This window comes from Mycolicibacterium duvalii, assembly GCF_010726645.1.
In the GTDB taxonomy this organism is placed as follows: Bacteria; Actinomycetota; Actinomycetes; order Mycobacteriales; family Mycobacteriaceae; genus Mycobacterium; species Mycobacterium duvalii.
This window is the reverse complement of record NZ_AP022563.1, coordinates 5,289,492-5,306,024: the sequence shown is the minus strand read 5'-3', so window position 1 is coordinate 5,306,024 and position 16,533 is coordinate 5,289,492. Positions and strand designations below refer to the sequence as shown.

At 68.4% G+C, this 16,533-nt stretch carries 19 protein-coding genes; 10 read left to right on the top strand and 9 right to left on the bottom strand.

All coding sequences use genetic code 11. The features are described from left to right. Positions 1-9: 9 nt before the first annotated feature. The 6 genes from pstB to G6N31_RS25190 form a co-directional block, all read right to left on the bottom strand. Positions 10-786, bottom strand: a complete 777-nt coding sequence (gene pstB / locus G6N31_RS25215; protein WP_098001785.1) for a phosphate ABC transporter ATP-binding protein PstB — start codon at positions 784-786, stop codon at positions 10-12. A gap of 23 nt (positions 787-809) precedes the next feature. Beyond that, on the bottom strand, positions 810-1,727 hold the full coding sequence (gene pstA / locus G6N31_RS25210; protein ID WP_098001786.1) for a phosphate ABC transporter permease PstA: 918 nt from the start codon (positions 1,725-1,727) through the stop codon (positions 810-812). Next, positions 1,724-2,788 (bottom strand): phosphate ABC transporter permease subunit PstC, encoded by a 1,065-nt coding sequence (gene pstC, locus G6N31_RS25205; protein ID WP_098001787.1) that lies wholly within the window; start codon positions 2,786-2,788, stop codon positions 1,724-1,726. The genes pstA and pstC overlap by 4 nt, the downstream gene beginning before the upstream one ends. A 48-nt stretch (positions 2,789-2,836) precedes the next feature. Then, positions 2,837-3,970, bottom strand: coding sequence for a phosphate ABC transporter substrate-binding protein PstS (gene pstS / locus G6N31_RS25200; protein WP_098001788.1), 1,134 nt, complete (start codon positions 3,968-3,970; stop codon positions 2,837-2,839). A gap of 129 nt (positions 3,971-4,099) precedes the next feature. After that, positions 4,100-5,005, bottom strand: coding sequence for a mycothiol synthase (gene mshD, locus G6N31_RS25195; protein WP_098001789.1), 906 nt, complete (start codon positions 5,003-5,005; stop codon positions 4,100-4,102). Then, a complete protein-coding gene (locus G6N31_RS25190; protein WP_098001790.1) occupies positions 5,002-5,796 on the bottom strand; it encodes a winged helix-turn-helix transcriptional regulator in 795 nt (264 codons plus the stop codon). Before G6N31_RS25190 ends, mshD begins: the two co-directional genes overlap by 4 nt. Before the next feature lie 188 nt (positions 5,797-5,984). Here G6N31_RS25190 and lmeA point away from each other — a divergent pair, with 188 nt between their 5' ends. From lmeA to G6N31_RS25155, 7 genes are all read left to right on the top strand, one after another. Then, the gene (lmeA, locus tag G6N31_RS25185; protein WP_098001791.1) at positions 5,985-6,779 is read left to right on the top strand and encodes a mannan chain length control protein LmeA; all 795 of its coding nucleotides are present in this window, start codon (positions 5,985-5,987) and stop codon (positions 6,777-6,779) included. Then, on the top strand, positions 6,776-7,198 hold the full coding sequence (locus tag G6N31_RS25180) for a thioredoxin family protein (RefSeq protein WP_098001792.1): 423 nt from the start codon (positions 6,776-6,778) through the stop codon (positions 7,196-7,198). The genes lmeA and G6N31_RS25180 overlap by 4 nt, the downstream gene beginning before the upstream one ends. A gap of 29 nt (positions 7,199-7,227) precedes the next feature. Continuing rightward, a complete protein-coding gene (locus G6N31_RS27795; protein ID WP_350222965.1) occupies positions 7,228-7,317 on the top strand; it encodes an Ms5788A family Cys-rich leader peptide in 90 nt (29 codons plus the stop codon). 200 nt (positions 7,318-7,517) lie between these two features. Beyond that, positions 7,518-8,351 carry a sulfurtransferase gene (locus tag G6N31_RS25170; RefSeq protein WP_098001793.1) on the top strand — a complete coding sequence of 278 codons (834 nt, stop codon included), beginning with the start codon at positions 7,518-7,520 and terminating at the stop codon, positions 8,349-8,351. Position 8,352: 1 nt separating this feature from the next. After that, positions 8,353-8,655, top strand: coding sequence for a DUF1416 domain-containing protein (locus G6N31_RS25165; RefSeq protein WP_098001794.1), 303 nt, complete (start codon positions 8,353-8,355; stop codon positions 8,653-8,655). Positions 8,656-8,793: 138 nt separating this feature from the next. Further along, positions 8,794-9,114: a DUF732 domain-containing protein gene (locus G6N31_RS25160; RefSeq protein WP_098001795.1), complete on the top strand. Its 321-nt coding sequence runs from the start codon at positions 8,794-8,796 to the stop codon at positions 9,112-9,114. Between the two features lie 129 nt (positions 9,115-9,243). Then, entirely contained in the window at positions 9,244-9,873 is a 630-nt protein-coding gene (locus tag G6N31_RS25155) for a heme-binding beta-barrel domain-containing protein (protein WP_098001797.1), read from the top strand. Between the two features lie 513 nt (positions 9,874-10,386). On the opposite strand, the gene G6N31_RS25145 is transcribed toward G6N31_RS25155, so the two are convergent. After that, positions 10,387-11,268 carry an aminodeoxychorismate lyase gene (locus tag G6N31_RS25145; RefSeq protein ID WP_098001799.1) on the bottom strand — a complete coding sequence of 294 codons (882 nt, stop codon included), beginning with the start codon at positions 11,266-11,268 and terminating at the stop codon, positions 10,387-10,389. Between the two features lie 51 nt (positions 11,269-11,319). On the opposite strand from G6N31_RS25145, the gene ygfZ reads away from it, so the two are divergent. Beyond that, positions 11,320-12,393, top strand: a complete 1,074-nt coding sequence (ygfZ, locus tag G6N31_RS25140; protein ID WP_098001800.1) for a CAF17-like 4Fe-4S cluster assembly/insertion protein YgfZ — start codon at positions 11,320-11,322, stop codon at positions 12,391-12,393. Positions 12,394-12,538: 145 nt separating this feature from the next. Next, on the top strand, positions 12,539-12,730 hold the full coding sequence (locus G6N31_RS25135) for a DUF3073 domain-containing protein (RefSeq protein ID WP_098001801.1): 192 nt from the start codon (positions 12,539-12,541) through the stop codon (positions 12,728-12,730). Positions 12,731-12,766: 36 nt separating this feature from the next. On the opposite strand, the gene purM is transcribed toward G6N31_RS25135, so the two are convergent. Continuing rightward, positions 12,767-13,858, bottom strand: a complete 1,092-nt coding sequence (gene purM, locus G6N31_RS25130; protein ID WP_098001840.1) for a phosphoribosylformylglycinamidine cyclo-ligase — start codon at positions 13,856-13,858, stop codon at positions 12,767-12,769. A 101-nt stretch (positions 13,859-13,959) separates the two neighbouring features. Between purM and G6N31_RS25125 the strand changes: the two genes are divergently transcribed. Next, the gene (locus G6N31_RS25125; RefSeq protein WP_163722377.1) at positions 13,960-14,937 is read left to right on the top strand and encodes an NAD(P)H-binding protein; all 978 of its coding nucleotides are present in this window, start codon (positions 13,960-13,962) and stop codon (positions 14,935-14,937) included. On the opposite strand, the gene purF is transcribed toward G6N31_RS25125, so the two are convergent. Next, a complete protein-coding gene (gene purF / locus G6N31_RS25120) occupies positions 14,934-16,475 on the bottom strand; it encodes an amidophosphoribosyltransferase (RefSeq protein ID WP_098001803.1) in 1,542 nt (513 codons plus the stop codon). The two genes, G6N31_RS25125 and purF, sit on opposite strands and share 4 nt — an antisense overlap. Positions 16,476-16,533: the final 58 nt, after the last annotated feature.

Genomic DNA, 16,533 nt, shown 5'->3' with positions numbered 1-16,533 from the left:
CCGCGTCTCTCAGCCGAAGCGACCGGAGATGTAGTCCTCGGTGGCCTTCTGGGTGGGGTTGGAAAAGATTTTCTCGGTGTCGTCGATCTCGATCAGCCGGCCCGGTTTGCCGGTCGCCTCGAGGTTGAAGAACGCCGTCTGATCGCTCACCCGGGCCGCCTGCTGCATGTTGTGCGTGACGATCACGATGGTGAAGTCCTTCTTCAGCTCGGCGATCAGGTCCTCGATCGCCAGCGTGGAGATCGGGTCGAGCGCCGAGCACGGTTCGTCCATGAGCAGCACGTCGGGCTGCACGGCGATGGCGCGGGCGATGCAGAGCCGTTGCTGCTGACCGCCGGAAAGCCCGCCACCGGGCTTGTCGAGCCGGTCTTTGACCTCGGTCCACAGGTTGGCACCCCGCAGCGACCGTTCCGCGGTCTCGTCGAGCACCTTCTTGTTGCGCACCCCCTGCAACTTCAGCCCGGCCACCACGTTGTCGCGAATCGACATGGTGGGGAACGGATTCGGCCGCTGGAAGACCATTCCGATGGTTTTGCGCACACCGACGGGGTCCACGCCCGGGCCGTAGATGTCTTCGCCGTCGAGCAGCACCGAGCCCTCGACGCGAGCGCCAGGGATGACTTCGTGCATGCGGTTGAGCGTGCGCAGCACGGTGGACTTACCGCAGCCCGACGGGCCGATGAACGCGGTCACGCTGCGCGGCTCCACCGACAGGGTCACCCCGGCCACGGCGTGGAACGCGCCGTAGTAGATGTTGACGTCCTTGAGGTCCAGACGCTTGGCCATGTGAATCAGTCTCCTAAACCTGCTCAGACCTTTTTAGGGGCAAAGAATTTGGCGATGAAACGGGCGCCGACGTTGAGCACTGCGATCAACACGACCAGGGTCAGCGCCGCACCCCAGAGCCGGTCGGTCGGGATCGGGTTCGCACCCGCGCCGGCCGAGGTCTGGTCGAACATCATGCCGGGCAGCGAGCCCTGGAATCCGCTGAACATGTCGAAGTTGATCGCCTGCGAGTACCCCACCAGGATGAGCAGCGGCGCCGTCTCCCCCATCACGCGGGCCAGGGCCAGCAGGATGCCGGTGACGATGCCCGACAGCGCGGTCGGGATCACGATGGCCGAGATGGTCTTCCATTTCGGCACGCCGAGTGCGTAGCTGGCCTCGCGCAGGTCCATCGGCACGATGCGCAGCATCTCCTCGGTGGAGCGCACGATCACCGGAATCATCAACAGCACCAAGGCGAGCGACACCGCGAAGCCCGAACGCTCGAAGCCCATCGTGGCCACCCACAATGCGTAGATGAACAGCGCGGCGACGATCGAGGGCACCCCGGTGAGGATGTCGACCATGAAGGTGGTGACCTTGCCGAGCCGGGTGCCGCCACCGTACTCCACCAGGTAGATGCCGACGAATACGCCGACCGGAATGGAGATCAGGGCACACACCAGGCCTTGCAGCAGCGTGCCGACGATGGCGTGGTAGGCGCCGCCGCCCGCGGCGAACGCCGTCATACCCGATTGCGAGTTGTACCACCAGGTGCTGGAGGTGACGATCCCGAGGCCCTTGGCGACGACGGTGTAGAGCACCCACACCAGCGGCACCAGCGCGATCACCACCGAGGTGGTGACCAGCACGGTAGCCAGGTTGTTGGTGAACTTGCGGCGGGCACTGACCCCCTGGAAGGTGGGGGCCTTGACGGGCTGATCCAGCGTGGCCGATGTCATGAGGCCGACCTGTCCTTTCCGGAGACCGCGGCGCGGGCCAGCGAGTTCACCACGAACGTCAAGATGAACAGCACCAGACCCGCGGCGATGTAGGCGCCTGCCTTGTACTGGTCGTTGAACTCCGAAGCGGCCGAGGCGATCAGGCTGGCGAAGGTGTACCCGGCGTCGAACAGCGACCACCCGAACGCCTCCTGCGTGCCGCGCAGGATGATCAGCAGCGCGATGGTCTCACCGAGCGCACGGCCGAGGCCGAGCATCGCGCCGCTGATGTACCCCGACATCCCGAACGGCAGCACGGTGGTGCGGACCACCTCCCACCGCGTCGCGCCGAGCGCCAGCGCGGCCTCGATCTGCCCTCGGGGTGTCTGGACGAACACCTCCCGCGTCACCGCGGTGATGATCGGCAGGATCATCACCGCCAACACGATGCCCGCGGTGAAGATGGTGCCGCCGCCGGCCACAGACGCGTTGCCGGAGCCGAACAGGAAGAACCAACCCAGATTCTCGTTGAGCCACAGCGCAACCGGACGCAGCACCGGAGCCAGCACATACAGCCCCCAGACGCCGTAGATGATCGACGGCACCGCCGCGAGCAGGTCCACCACGTAGGCCAGCGGCCCGACCACCCGGCGCGGCGCGTACTGCGTCAGGTAGATCGCGATTCCCAGCGCGATGGGCATCGCGAGCAGCAGCGCGAAAACCGAAACGAACACCGTGACCTGGAGCAGGTCCAGGATCCCGAAGGTCATCGCCGACGTGTCGGAGGTGTTCCAGGTGCCGCCGTAGAGGAAGAAGTTCGCCTCGTTACGGGCTAGCGCCGGGATGGCACGCCACAGCAGGAAGATCCCGATCGCAGCGATGATCGCCACGATGAGGACGCCCGCCCCCTGCGACAGGCTGCGGAAGATGCGGTCTCCCAACCGCTCCTTCGCATGCCCGGACGGGTTGGTCGAGATCGGCGTGGGCTCGGGGAAGGGGGCGGCCATCGCAGCCCCCGACCCCGAGTCCATCGGGTTCGGCGTCGTCAATGCGGTTCCGGTTCCATCGCGCTTGTCGGTCATTCGGTCTAAACCCATCCTCGCCGCTGCGTGGCGGTTGCGCTGCAGAACCTAGGCAGTCGGGCCGATGGCGTCGACCGCGGTCAGCAGACGCTCCTTGAAGCGGTCCGGCAGGGGCACGTAGCCGGCCTCGGGAAGGCCCTGCTGGCCTTCGTTGGCGGCGACGGTCATGAACGAGCGCACCGCGGCGGCGGTCTCGGCGTCGTAGCCCTGGGAGCAGACGATGTTGTAGGTGGCCAGCACGAGCGGGTAGGCGCCCGGCTCGGTGGTGCCGTACAGCGACTGCAGATCCAGGACGAGGTTGTTGCCCTCGGCGGCGAAGGTGGCCGCGTCGATGGCCTTACCGGCCGACTCGTTGGTCAGTTCCACCGCTCCGCTGCCGTTGTCGATCTGCGCGTAGGAGATGCCGGCCTGGTCGGCGAAGCCCTTCTCGACGTAGCCGATGCCGCCCGGGGTGGCCTGAACCGCCTGCGCGACGCCGGCGGACTTCTGCGCGCCTTCCCCGGCGCCGCCCTGGAATTCGCTGCCGTCGCCCTTCGTCCAGGTCTGGGGAGCGGCCGCGGCCAGGTACTTCTGGAAGTTGTCGGTGGTGCCCGAGGAGTCCGAGCGGTAGATCGGTGTGACGTTCTGGTCGGGCAGGGTCTTGCCCTCGTTCAGCGCGGCGATCGCCGGGTCGTTCCAATTGGTGATCTGGCCCTGGAAGATGCGCGCCAGGACATCGGCGTTGAGCACCAGCCCATCGACGCCGTCGAGGTTGTAGGCCATCGCGACCGGACCGAAGACCAACGGCAGGTTCCAGACCTCGTTGCCGCCGCAGCGCTGCGCGCCCTGCTGGGCCTGCTCGTCCTTGATCGGCGAGTCGGTTCCGCCGAAGTCGACGTTGCCCGCGACGAACTGCTCGCGGCCGGCGCCTGATCCGGTCGGGTTGTAGGACAGGTTCTTGCCCGCGCAGACCTGACCCCAGGCCTGATTGAACACTGCGATGGCGTTCTGCTGAGCCGTCGATCCCTCGGCGGTGAGGGTGTTCTTGCCGCCGCACTCCGCCGACGAGGCGTCGGTTCCGGTGGCACCGGTGGTGCCCGACGGAGCGTTGTTGTCGCTACCGCACCCGGCGAGGGCCATCGCGGCGATCGCCGCGACCGAGACCGTCGTACCGAACGACTTGCCGATGATGTTGAGCTTCACTGATCCCACTTTCTTTTCGCTGACCCGATCACTTGCCCAAAACGGCTGCAAACTCACCGGCAACGTATGCGGCCGCAGTGGACAAATCGGGCATGGCGGGTGAACGGGAGGTGAACAGGTGCAGTGATCTCACAGGTTGGCGGGGCCGTGCGCGGCGTACGCGACGTCGGTGTTGGACACCTCGAAACCCAGTCGTCGGTAGGTCTTCACCGCGGCGGTGTTGTCGGCTTCGACGTAGAGCATCACCGCCGCTTCGGCGCCGCTGCCGGACAACTGCCGCGCCAGGTGGTGCAGACCGGTCAGGGTGAGCGCGGCGCCGAGGCCCCGGCCCTGCGCGGCGGGGTCGACACCGACGACGTACACCTCGCCCAGCTGGTCGGAATGTTGCTTGGTCCAATGGAATCCGAGTAGCCGCCCGGACGCGTCGTCGAATGCCAGGAACAGTCCGGCGGGGTCGAACCACGGCTCGGATCTGCGCTCGGCGACATCGTCGTCGGTCCACCCGCCCTGCTCGGGATGCCAGGCGAACGCGGCGTTGTTCACCCGCAGCAGCTCGGCGTCGTCGGAGGGGCCGGCATAGGTACGCATCGTCACGCCGGCGGCAGCAGGGGTCGCGGGCAGGTCCGCAAGCGGGCGGCGCATCTGCAGCAACTCCCGCACCGCGACCAGTTCGAGCGCGGACGCCGTCGCGCGCGCCGGTTCGAGGTCGCCGTGCGCCCAGAAACGCGTGGCCGGACCGCCCGCGGCCAGCGCTGCCCGGATCATCGCGGCGCCGACACCGCGGCGCCGGGCCGCCGGGTGCACCACGAGTTCGGCCATCGGAGGGGCGTCGTCCGCGGCGGGCGCGAGGTTCAGATACCCCGACACGGCGCCGTCCCCGGTCGCGACCAGGTGCCGGGTGCGGTCGAGGTTCAGCTCGCGCAGCACCTGTTCGCCGACCGGGGCCACCCCGTCGGCGACCTCGGCCGCAGCGATGACGTCGCGGATCTGCTGACGCGCAGAGTCGGTGAGCCCCTGTTGCCAGTCGACCGTCACGAACTGCCCAGCGCTTCGGACACCGGCTCGCTGTGCAGTTCGTCGACGGTGTCGTCGTAACTGTCTTCTTCGGCCTCGTCCGGTTCGTCGGGCGGCGCAGCGCCCTGCGCGGTGCCGCGTCCCCGGGACGGCCGGACCGCCTTGTATCCGACGTTGCGGACCGTGCCGATCAGCGACTCGTACTCGGGTCCGAGCTTGGCCCGCAGACGCCGGACGTGGACGTCGACGGTGCGGGTCCCTCCGAAGAAGTCATAGCCCCACACCTCCTGTAACAGCTGTGCGCGGGTGAACACGCGGCCGGCGTGCTGCGCGAGATACTTCAGCAGCTCGAATTCCTTGTATGTCAGGTCCAACGGCCGTCCGCGCAGCCGGGCGGTGTAGGTCCCCTCGTCGATCACCAGCTCGCCGAGGCTGATCTTGCCGACGTTCTCCTGGTTGGCGATCCCGCCGCGGCGCCCCACCAGCAGCCGCAGCCGGGCGTCGATCTCGGCCGGACCGGTGCTCGGCAGCAGAATCTCGTCGAGGCCCCACTCCACGTTGACCGCGACGAGGCCGCCCTCGTTGACCACGGCGACCACCGGAACCGACGTGCCGGTGGTGCCCAGCAGCCGGCACAGCCCGCGTGCGGCGGCCAGGTCGGTGCGCGCGTCGACGATGGCCACGTCGGCCGAACCTGCCTCCAGCAACGACGACACTTCGGTCGGGGCCGTGCGCACGTTGTGGGCGAGCAGCGCCAAAGACGGCAGGATGGATTCGGGATGCGGGTCGACCGTCAGTAGCAGTAGATCCACCTGGCCCTCCAACCGCTGTGGAGATCATCCGCCTGGACGCACCGGTACGTCTTTGTCGCGGTGACTTCCCAGATTCACGCCTGACACACGGCCGTTACTGACCGTTGGTGTCCTAACGATAGCGTGCCGCCTGCCCGTAAGCCGCGCCGAACGGCGAGCGGGCAGGCCGGGTAGGCAACAATGTCGGCGTGCGCAAGCTCGTCGTCGGTGTCGTGTCCACCCTGCTGGCTTTGGTGTTGGGCGCCGTCGGCACTGACTTCGGCGCGGCGATCTACGCCGAGTATCGCCTGGCCAGAAGCGTGCGCACAGCCGCCGACCTGAACTGGGATCCGTCGGTGGCGATCCTGGGCTTTCCGTTCGTCACCCAGGCGGCGCGGCACCGTTACGACGAGGTGGAGATCAAGGCCAGTGGCGTTGATCACGCCGTCGTGGGCCGGGCATCGCTGGAGGCGACGCTGCACTCGGTCGACCTGTCCGGGTCCTGGCTGGTGCGGCCCGATTCGGCGTTGGCGGTCGAGAAGGTGGAAAGCCGCATCATCATCGACTCCACGCATCTCGGCCGGTACATGGGAATCACCGACCTGCTGGTGGAGGCGCCCACCGATGAGACCGAGGACTCCACCGGCGGCACCACCGAATCGGGCATCTCGAGCAACCGCGGCGTGGTGTTCACCGGGACGCCGGACCAGGCCGGGTTCGACGAGCGGGTCAGCATCGCGGTCGACCTGTCGATGGCCGGCCCCGACGCCTCCACGCTGGTGCTGACCGCGACCGGTGTGCTGACCGGTCCGGGTACCGCCGACCAGGAGGTGCCCGAGGACCGGCTGACCGCCGTGCTCGCCGCGTTCTCCTCCCGGCTTCCCGGTCAGGTGCTGCCGTTCGGCGTCGCACCGACCAGTCAGGGCGCACGCGGTTCGGACATCATCATCGAGGGCATCACCGGAGACATGCGGCTCCAGCTCGACAGGTTCCGGCTGTCATGACTGGGACGTGGATCGTGGTCGTGGCGGTCTTGATCGCGGTCTTCGGGATGGCCTATGTGATCGGGCGCCTCGTTACGCTGCGCGCCACCCTGGCCCGCGGCGCCGCCGAATGGCCCGACGTGGACACCAGTGACCTGGGCCTGTCCACGACCGGACCGACCATCCTGCATTTCAGTGCGCCGTGGTGCGGGCCGTGCGCCGGGGTCCGCCGGGTCGTCGAGGAGGTGTGCGCCGAGCTGCCCGCCGTGGCACACCTCGAGATCGACATGGACGCCGATCCCGAACCGGCGCGCAGGCTTTCGGTGCTGTCGCTGCCCACGACGTTCATCTTCGACGCCGACGGACGGCAGCGGTACCGCACCTCGGGGGTGCCCACCGCCACTGACCTGCGGTCCGCTCTGCGGCCGCTGTTGGCTTGATCACCCTGTCTTTGGGTAAGCTGTGCCGCGTGTCAGCCCGCCTCGAGCTTGTGCTCACCAAGCGCCGCGCAGTCGATCTGTGCCGCGTCGCGGGTTGTTGCTGTTGTTGTTGCTGCTGAGTAGCCGCGCCGTCGCTGTGCGCCGCACTCTGTGAGTGGCCGCTTTCGGCCCACCAGCCCGCCGATGCACATCAACAGGAGCTCGTTCATGTCACACCCCACCGCCACCGGCAGCACCTCCGCGCTCGGCGTCCCGACGCCGGGCGCACCGCCCCGCCCGTAACCGCACCGCCCCCAACCAAACCGGAAGGACCCTCTATATGGCACGCTCCGACGTTCTGGTCTCAGTCGACTGGGCCGAGAGCAATCTCGACGCGCCGAACACCGTCTTCGTCGAGGTAGACGAGGACACCAACGCCTACGACACCGGCCACATCCCGGGCGCCGTCAAGCTCGACTGGAAGACCGATCTGCAGGATCAGGTCCGGCGCGACTTCGTCGACGCCGAGCAGTTCTCGAAGCTGCTGAGCGAGCGCGGCATCTCCAACGACGACACCGTGGTGCTCTACGGCGGCAACAACAACTGGTTCGCCGCCTACGCGTACTGGTACTTCAAGCTCTACGGCCACGCCGACGTCAAGCTGCTCGACGGTGGCCGCAAGAAGTGGGAACTCGACGCGCGTCCGCTGTCGACCGACACGGTGGAACGCCCGGGCACCAGCTACACCGCCAAGGCTCCCGACACCAGCATCCGTGCCTTCCGCGACGAGGTGATCGACGCGATCGGCAAGAAGAACCTGGTCGACGTGCGCTCCCCCGACGAATTCTCCGGCAAGATCCTCGCCCCCGCGCACCTGCCGCAGGAGCAGAGCCAGCGCCCCGGGCATATCCCCGGCGCCATCAACGTTCCGTGGAGCAAGGCCGCCAACGAGGACGGCACCTTCAAGTCCGACGAGGATCTGGCCAAGCTGTACGCCGAGGCCGGCCTCGACGGCGAGAAGGAGACCATCGCCTACTGCCGGATCGGTGAGCGTTCGTCGCACACCTGGTTCGTGCTGCAGGAGCTCCTCGGGCACAAGAACGTCAAGAACTACGACGGCAGTTGGACGGAATACGGCTCCCTGGTGGGGGCCCCGATCGAGTTGGGAAGTTGATATGTGCTCTGCACCCAAGCAAGGACTGACGTTGCCCGCCGGCGTCGACCTGGAGAAGGAAACGGTGATCACCGGCCGGGTCGTGGACGGCTCGGGTCAGGCGGTCGGCGGCGCGTTCGTGCGGCTGCTGGACAGCTCTGACGAGTTCACCGCCGAGGTCGTCGCGTCGGCCACCGGTGACTTCCGGTTCTTCGCCGCGCCCGGGACCTGGACGCTGCGCGCGCTGTCCAAGGTCGGTAACGGCGACGCGGTGGTCGCGCCGACGGGCGCGGGCATCCACGAGGTCGACGTCAAGGTCGCGTAAGCGCCTGATCCTCTGCTGATCTTGCTGTGAAAACCCTGCAAGCTCGGCATTCCTGGAGGACGATGAGGTGACGTCCCGCGCCGCTCGGCGCGGGACGAATCACCCGGCACAGTGCCGCGGCTACCTCGAGGGGCCGACATGAAAACGACATTCGCCTGTGTCGCAGCCGCACTGCTTGCCGGAGGCGCCCTGTGGGGCGCTCCGGCCGCGCTCGCCGACCCGGAGGGCGACTTCCTCTCCGTGATCGCCGAGTACGGCATCACCTGGCCCTCGGAAAAGACCGCCCAGGTCATCGAGACCGGGTACGCGGTCTGCCAGGACTGGAACAACGGTGCGACGTTCGAGCAGGAAGTGCTCGACCTGGCCGGCGCCACGGGCTGGTCGAACGGCGACGCGGGCTACTTCATCGGTGCCGCCACCGGTGCGTTCTGCCCGGAATACGAGTACAAGGTCGGCTGAACCACGGCCCGGAGCGGCGGTTAGACTTCACGTCGTGGTGCTGTTCTTCGAGATCCTGCTCGTCGTGGCCGTGGTGGTGATCACCTGGTTCGCGTTGTACGCGTTGTATCGACTGGTCACCGACGAGTCGTGACGTCCGGCGACGAGGCGGTCGCCGCTGCCGCCCAGCGGGCCAAAGAGACTGCCACGCGCAACATTCCGGCCTTCGCCGACCTCCCGCTTCCCGCCGACACGGCCAACCTGCGACAGGGCGCCGACCTCAACGATGCGCTGCTGGCACTGCTGCCTCTGGTCGGGGTGTGGCGCGGTGAGGGCGAGGGCCGCAGCGCCCACGGCGACTACCGGTTCGGCCAGCAGATCATCGTCTCGCATGACGGCAGCGACTATCTGAACTGGGAGTCCCGCTCCTGGCTGCTGACCGAGGACGGCGACTACGACCGTCCCGGCCTGCGCGAGACGGGCTACTGGCGGTTCGTCACCGACCCGGCCGACCCCGACGAGTCCCAGGCGATCGAGTTGCTACTGGCCCACTCGGCCGGCTACGTCGAGCTGTTCTACGGCCGACCGCTCAATCAATCCTCGTGGGAACTGGTCACCGATGCGCTGGCGCGCAGCGTGTCCGGGGTGCTCGTCGGCGGCGCCAAACGGCTCTACGGGATCATCGAAGGCGGCGACCTGGCCTACGTCGAGGAGCGGGTGGACGCCGACGGCGGACTGGTCCCGCATCTGTCGGCCCGGCTGTCCCGGTTCGTCGGCTGATGCGCGCCCACCACGTGGTCGTTGCATGGGCCGCGGCTGCCACCGTGCTGGCCGGCTGTGCCTCCCCCGGTGAGACTCCGGCTCCGTCAACCCCGCGTTCGACCGAAACCGGTGGCGGGCACGGCTCGTACGCATCGTGCCTGGATCAGCACGGAGTTCCTGCGCCTGCCGGGCCGGTGTCCGGCCCCCCGCCCGGGGTGGACGTCGACACCTGGGAGTCGGCCATGGCGGAGTGTTCCTCGCTGGCGCCCGGCCCTGCCGGCTGACGCTCGACCCAGAAAAGGGACAGCCCCCGAGCCGTCATCCTCGGTCGGACACAACCAAGGGGCTCGGGGGCCGGGTGACTGCGGGGAATTCGCCAGCGCGCGCAGGTGTGCGTCAAGCGCTCCCCGGCGCTGCTAGCTCGCAGCCACCTCACATGTCCATAAGTCACTCAATTTGTCGGACCACCTCCTTCCCTGTGTACAGGCGAAGGTACCCGCGCAGGGTCAGCGCGACAAGGGATTTACTCTGTCAGCGATCGCTGAGCACCGCGGCGTCGATCAGCGCGGAGATGTCGGCGGCGTCGGTCGCCGTCGGCAGCGCCACCCCGTCGAGGGTGTGCACGCGCGCCGCCAGGGTGATGCTCGACACCAGCCAAACACCCTGCGCGGCAATCAGATCAGCCGGCTTGAGTGCCTGGTAGTCGCAGTCGTAACCCGCATTGCGGGCGACCTCGAACAGGGCTTGCTGCGTGGTGCCGCGCAGGATCGGGTACCACGGGGGCGGGGTGAGCAGGCACCGCCGACCCTCGTCGGAGACCGTCTCGATGACCACGGTCGACCGCGGCCCCTCCAGGATGAACCCGTCGGTGCTGACGAAGATCACATCACCGGCTCCGTGCGCCTCCGCGTGCCGCAGCGCCGCCATGTTCACGGCGTAGGACAGCGTCTTGGCTCCGGCCAGCAACCAGGGCAGTTCGTCGATACCGTGCGCGGCCAGTCCGCGGGAGAGCGTCAGTGCCGCCAGTCCGCGTCGCCGGACCTCGGCGACGCGCGCCGGCAGCGCCGCCACAGTGACGTACGCGGTGACCTCCGATCCGCTCTCGCGGCCCCGGCTGTATACCAGCCGCAGAACGCCGTCGTCGTCGCCTGCGTCGGTCCAGGCGTCCACCGCTACACCTACCGCGCTGCGCCACCGGTCCAGGTCGGGGGCCGGCAGGTTCACCATCCGGGCCGAGTGCGCCAGCCGGCCCAGATGCGCGTCGAGCAGACAGGCCGCGCCGTCGCGCACCAGCATGGTCTCGAAGATCCCGTCTCCGCGCACGGCCGCGAGATCATCGGCGTACAAAAGCGGGACGGTCGGATCGTGCAGCCGTCCATCGAGGGTGACCACGACAGCGGGTCGGTCAGCCATGGGGCCACAGCGTAGCCCCACGCCACCACGCGCCGACCGTAGAGTTGGACTATGTCCGCAGTACCCGCCCCTGACCCCGGTCCCGACGCCGGCGCCGTCTGGCACTACGGCGATCCGCTCGGTGAGCAGCGCACCGCCGCCCACGCAGCCGTGGTCGTCGATCGCTCCCACCGGGCCGTGCTGGCCCTCACCGGAGCCGAGCGCAAGACCTGGCTGCACAGCCTGTCCACTCAGCACGTCAGCGACTTGGGCGAGGGCACGGCCACCCAGAACCTCAGCCTCGACGGCCAGGGGCGGGTGGAGGATCACTGGTTGCAGACCGAACTGAGCGGCCGCACGGTGCTGGACACCGAGCCCTGGCGGGGCGAGCCACTGTTGTCCTATCTGCGCAAGATGGTCTTCTGGGCCGATGTCGTGATCGAGCCGGCCGAGCTGGCTGTGCTGTCGCTGCTCGGTCCCGCCGTGGCCGACGCCGCCGTACTCGACGCGCTGGGGCTGGCGACGGTACCGGCCGACGGGTCCGCGGTGGCCCTGGACGGCGGTGGATTCGTCCGTCGTTTGACCTCCGGTGGAGCCGACCTCGACGTCGTCGTGCCCCGCGAGCAGCACGCCCGTTGGTGGGACGCACTGGTCGCCGCAGGGGTGCGTCCGGCCGGAGTGTGGGCCTACGAAGCCCATCGGGTGGCCGCCGTGCAGGCCCGGTTGGGGGTGGACACCGACGAACGCACCATTCCGCACGAGGTCGGCTGGGTCGGCCCCGCCGTCCACCTGGACAAGGGCTGCTATCGGGGACAAGAGACGGTGGCGCGAGTGCACAACCTGGGCAAACCGCCGCGGATGCTGGTGCTGCTGCACCTCGACGGCAGCACCGACCGCCCCGCGCCGGGCGATCCGCTGCTGACCGCGGGCCGCGCGGTGGGGCGCCTGGGCACGGTGGTCGACCACGTCGATCACGGCCCGATCGCGCTGGCCCTGGTCAAACGGGGCCTATCCGCCGACACCGAGCTGACCACGGGCGGCCAGGTCGAAACGGCCGCCGCCATCGACCCCGATTCGGTGCCCGCCGGCGACTCCGTCGGCGCAGGACGGCTGGCGGTCGAGCGGTTGCGTAGTGGTACTAAGTGAGAGCGCCCACAAAACCCGGTCAGGGTTCAGGGCCTGCCAGCGCCACGGCGTCCGGCACGGTAAGGTGTCAACAGGACATAAACACACTCAGATCGGAGCCGCCTAGTCATTGGGCCGCTCCGTTATTGCGCGAGGGGGTTCCCCCATGGGCCGCGGCCGGGCAAAGGCAAAGCAGACCAAGGTTGCACGTGAGCTCAAGTACAGCTCACCTCAGACCGACTTCGAGCGGCTTCAGCGCGAGCTGTCGGGCTCTTCGGGCGATGACCGCTTCGGTGGTGACATCAACGGCGACGCCTCGGATGACGCCTGGGTCGACGACGACGACTGGCGCCGATAGGCCCGGGCCTACTCGGATCCCTGGGACCCACAGCTGTCAGAATCTGGGGTGCTGCCCGACCAGAACCGCGCGGGCGCCGTCCTTACCACCCTTCTCGATGGTGCCCAGAGTCCAGCAGTCCAGGTGACGGGCGGTCAGCACGGCCAGCGCGCGATCGGTGTCCTCCGGCGCGACGACGGCGACCATGCCGACGCCCATGTTGAACGTCCGCTCCATCTCGGCCTGTTCGATGCGTCCGCGCTGCGCGATCATGCCGAACACCGGCGCCGGCGTCCAGGTGCCGCGTTCGAGCGTCGCCACCAAGCCGTGCGGAATGACCCGTTCGAGGTTGCCGGCCAGTCCGCCTCCGGTGACGTGGCAGAAGGTCCGGACCTGGGTTTCGGCGGCCAACGCCAGGCAGTCCTTGGCGTAGATGCGGGTAGGTTCTAGAAGTTCCTCGCCGAGGGTGCGACCGAATTCCTCGACGTGGCCGGCCAGGTTCATGTGGTCGATCTCGAGCAGCACGTGACGGGCCAGCGAGTAGCCGTTGGAGTGCAGGCCGGTAGAGGCCATCGCGATGATCACGTCGCCGGGTTTGACGCGTTCGGGTCCCAGGACGTCATCGGCCTCGACGACGCCGATACCGGTGGCCGAGATGTCGTAGTGGTCCGGCGCCATCAGGCCGGGGTGCTCGGCCGTCTCGCCGCCCAGCAGCGCACAGCCGGCCTGCACGCAGCCATCGGCGATACCGGAGACCAGTTCGGCGACGCGTTCGGGGACGGTCCGGCCGACGGCGATGTAGTCCTGCAGGAACAACGGTTCGGCACCACACACGACCAGGTCGTCGACCACCATCGCGACCAGATCGATCCCGACGGTGTCGTGCTTGTCCATCGCCTGGGCCACCGCCAACTTGGTGCCGACACCGTCGGTCGACGACGCCAGCAACGGTTCGCGATAGTCGCCACGCAGGGCGAACAGCCCCGCGAAGCCGCCCAGACCACCGCGCACCTCGGGCCGGGTGGCCTTCTTGGCTAGTGGTTTGAACAGTTCGACGGCGCGGTCACCAGCTTCGATGTCCACTCCCGCCGACGCGTAGGAAATGCCGTGTGGGTCGGCGATGCCGTGCTGTTCGGCGCCTCTAGTCATCGAGAGCAAGGCTACCGCCCACGCGGCGGTGTCGAACTGCCGGATTGGGGCAATCCAGGTGGGCACCGGCTCCGAACACGGGGCAATGATCGGAGGAAGACATGTCGGCTGAGCAGCCCACCTGCCTGGTGACCGGTGCCACCGGTTACATCGGAGGTCACCTGGTGCCCAAACTGCTGGACCGCGGCTTCACCGTGCGCGCGATGGCGCGCACGCCCGCCAAGCTCGACAAGTCGCCGTGGCGCGCCGATGTCGACGTGGTGCAGGGCGACCTCACCGACCCGGATTCGCTGGTCCAGGCGTTCGACGGGGTCGACGTCGTCTATTACCTGGTGCACTCGATGGGGACATCGCGCGACTTCGTCGCCGAGGAGGCCCGGTCGGCGCGCAACGTCGTCGCCGCCGCGCAGAAGGCCGGGATCAAGCGGATCGTCTATCTCGGCGGGCTGCATCCCGAAGGTGCAGATCTGTCGCGCCATCTGGCCTCCCGGGTGGAGGTCGGCGAGATCCTGCTCGACTCTGGCGTGGAGACGGTGGTGTTGCAGGCCGGCATCGTGATCGGGTCCGGCTCGGCCTCTTTCGAGATGGTCCGGCACCTGACCGATCGGCTGCCGCTGATGACGACACCGAAGTGGGTGCACAACAAGATTCAGCCGATCTCCATCGACGATGTGCTGCACTACCTCGCCGAAGCGGCGACAGCCCCGGTGTCCCGGTCCCGCACCTGGGATGTCGGCGGTCCGGATGTCATGGAGTACGGCGACGCCATGCAGATCTACGCCGAGATCGCCGGGCTGTCCCGCCGGGTGATGGTTGTGCTGCCGTTCCTGACGCCCACGATCGCCAGTCTGTGGGTGGGACTGGTCACCCCCATCCCCGCCGGCCTGGCCCGACCGCTCGTCGAGTCCCTCGAATGCGACGCGATCGCCCACGAACACGACATCGACGACGTGATCCCGCCTCCGCCCGTCGGCTTGACGGGGTACCGCGAGGCCGTCGAGCAGGCGTTGCAGGAGGGCGGCACCGCCGCGTCGGGCGGACGGCGCCGCTGGTTACGGTTCAGCCCGGCTCACACCTAGGGTCTGCGCAGCGCGGACGCGTTGTCGTTGGCGGACTGCAGCGGCAACCCGGTGCGCGCGGCGGTGGCCAGCATGTGTTCGACGACGTTCTTGCCCAGCGCAGTCTCCCCGGGCAGTTCGATCGGGTAGTTGCCGTCGAAGCAGGCCGAGCACAGCCGCGACGCGGGCTGCTCGGTCGCGGCGATCATGCCCTGCTGGGAGATGTAGCCCAGCGTGTCGGCGCCGATCGCGTGGCGCACGGCTTCCAGCATCTCCGCCGGGTCGGCGTCGGCGTTGGCGGCGTTGGCGATCAGCTCGGCCGGGGTGGCGAAGTCGATGCCGTAGAAGCAGGGCCACTTCACCGGGGGTGACGCGATGCGCACGTGTACCTCGACCGCCCCGGCCTCCCGCAACATCCGCACCAGCGCCCGCTGGGTGTTGCCGCGCACGATCGAGTCGTCGACGACGATCAGCCGCTTACCGCGGATCACCTCTTTGAGGGGGTTGAGTTTGAGCCGGATGCCGAGCTGACGAATGGTCTGCGAGGGCTGGATGAACGTGCGCCCGACGTAGGCGTTCTTCATCAGGCCCTGACCGAACGGGATCCCGGACTCCTGCGCGTAACCCACCGCGGCCGGAGTGCCCGACTCGGGAACCCCGATCACCAGGTCGGCCTCGACGGGCTTCTCGCGGGCCAGGCGCCGACCGATGTCGACGCGGGTGCCATGCACCGATCGACCGACGATGGTGCTGTCGGGGCGAGCCAGGTAGACGTACTCGAACACACAGCCCTTCGGCGTCTGCGGCGCGAAGCGGCTGGAGCGCACACCGTCGGCGTCGATCGCCAGCAGCTCGCCCGGTTCGATGTCGCGGACAAAGGACGCCCCGACGATGTCGAGTGCGGCGGTCTCCGACGCCACCACCCAGCCCCGGTCCAGCCGGCCCAGCGACAGTGGGCGCACCCCGTACGGGTCGCGCGCGGCGTAGAGCGTGTTCTCGTCCATGAAGGTCAGGCAGAACGCGCCGCGCACCGTGGGCAACAGCTCCAGTGCGGCCTGTTCGACCGACGAGTCGGCGGCGCCGTGGGCCAGCAGCGCACCCAGGATGTCGGAGTCGGTCGTGGCGGCCGCCGCACCCCGCGGGCCCACCAGACCCTCGTCGCGGGCCCGGGCCGCCAGTTCTGCGGTGTTGACCAGATTTCCGTTGTGGCCCAGCGCCACTCCGGTGCCCGCGGCGGTGTTGCGGAACACCGGCTGCGCGTTCTCCCAGGTGGTCGAGCCGGTGGTGGAGTATCGACAGTGCCCGACGGCGACATGGCCCGGCATCGCGGCCAGTGTCTGCTCGTCGAAGACCTGGCTGACCAGCCCGAGATCTTTGAAGACCAGCACCTGGGAACCGTCGGCGACCGCGATGCCCGCGGCTTCCTGACCCCTGTGCTGCAACGCATACAAACCGTAGTAAGTGAGCTTGGCCACTTCCTCGCCGGGCGCCCAGACCCCGAATACTCCGCACTCTTCTTTCGGTTCGTTGTCCACGGCGGCGGACTGCTCGGCGGTCACAATCAGGCTGCTCCCTGGGGCGGGCGGTGGGTGACGGGGCCCAGTCTACGGTCCGAAC

Bases quoted from the DNA above. Each gene is read 5' to 3' on its own strand.
- G6N31_RS25125 (WP_163722377.1), top strand. From the start codon at position 13,960: ATGTCGGCTGAGCAGCCCACCTGCCTGGTGACCGGTGCCACCGGTTAC.
- pstC (WP_098001787.1), bottom strand. From the start codon at position 2,788: ATGACCGACAAGCGCGATGGAACCGGAACCGCATTGACGACGCCGAAC.
- purM (WP_098001840.1), bottom strand. From the start codon at position 13,858: ATGACTAGAGGCGCCGAACAGCACGGCATCGCCGACCCACACGGCATT.
- pstA (WP_098001786.1), bottom strand. From the start codon at position 1,727: ATGACATCGGCCACGCTGGATCAGCCCGTCAAGGCCCCCACCTTCCAG.
- G6N31_RS25165 (WP_098001794.1), top strand. From the start codon at position 8,353: ATGTGCTCTGCACCCAAGCAAGGACTGACGTTGCCCGCCGGCGTCGAC.
- ygfZ (WP_098001800.1), top strand. From the start codon at position 11,320: ATGTCCGCAGTACCCGCCCCTGACCCCGGTCCCGACGCCGGCGCCGTC.
- G6N31_RS25160 (WP_098001795.1), top strand. From the start codon at position 8,794: ATGAAAACGACATTCGCCTGTGTCGCAGCCGCACTGCTTGCCGGAGGC.
- pstB (WP_098001785.1), bottom strand. From the start codon at position 786: ATGGCCAAGCGTCTGGACCTCAAGGACGTCAACATCTACTACGGCGCG.
- G6N31_RS25180 (WP_098001792.1), top strand. From the start codon at position 6,776: ATGACTGGGACGTGGATCGTGGTCGTGGCGGTCTTGATCGCGGTCTTC.
- G6N31_RS25135 (WP_098001801.1), top strand. From the start codon at position 12,539: ATGGGCCGCGGCCGGGCAAAGGCAAAGCAGACCAAGGTTGCACGTGAG.
- G6N31_RS25170 (WP_098001793.1), top strand. From the start codon at position 7,518: ATGGCACGCTCCGACGTTCTGGTCTCAGTCGACTGGGCCGAGAGCAAT.
- G6N31_RS25145 (WP_098001799.1), bottom strand. From the start codon at position 11,268: ATGGCTGACCGACCCGCTGTCGTGGTCACCCTCGATGGACGGCTGCAC.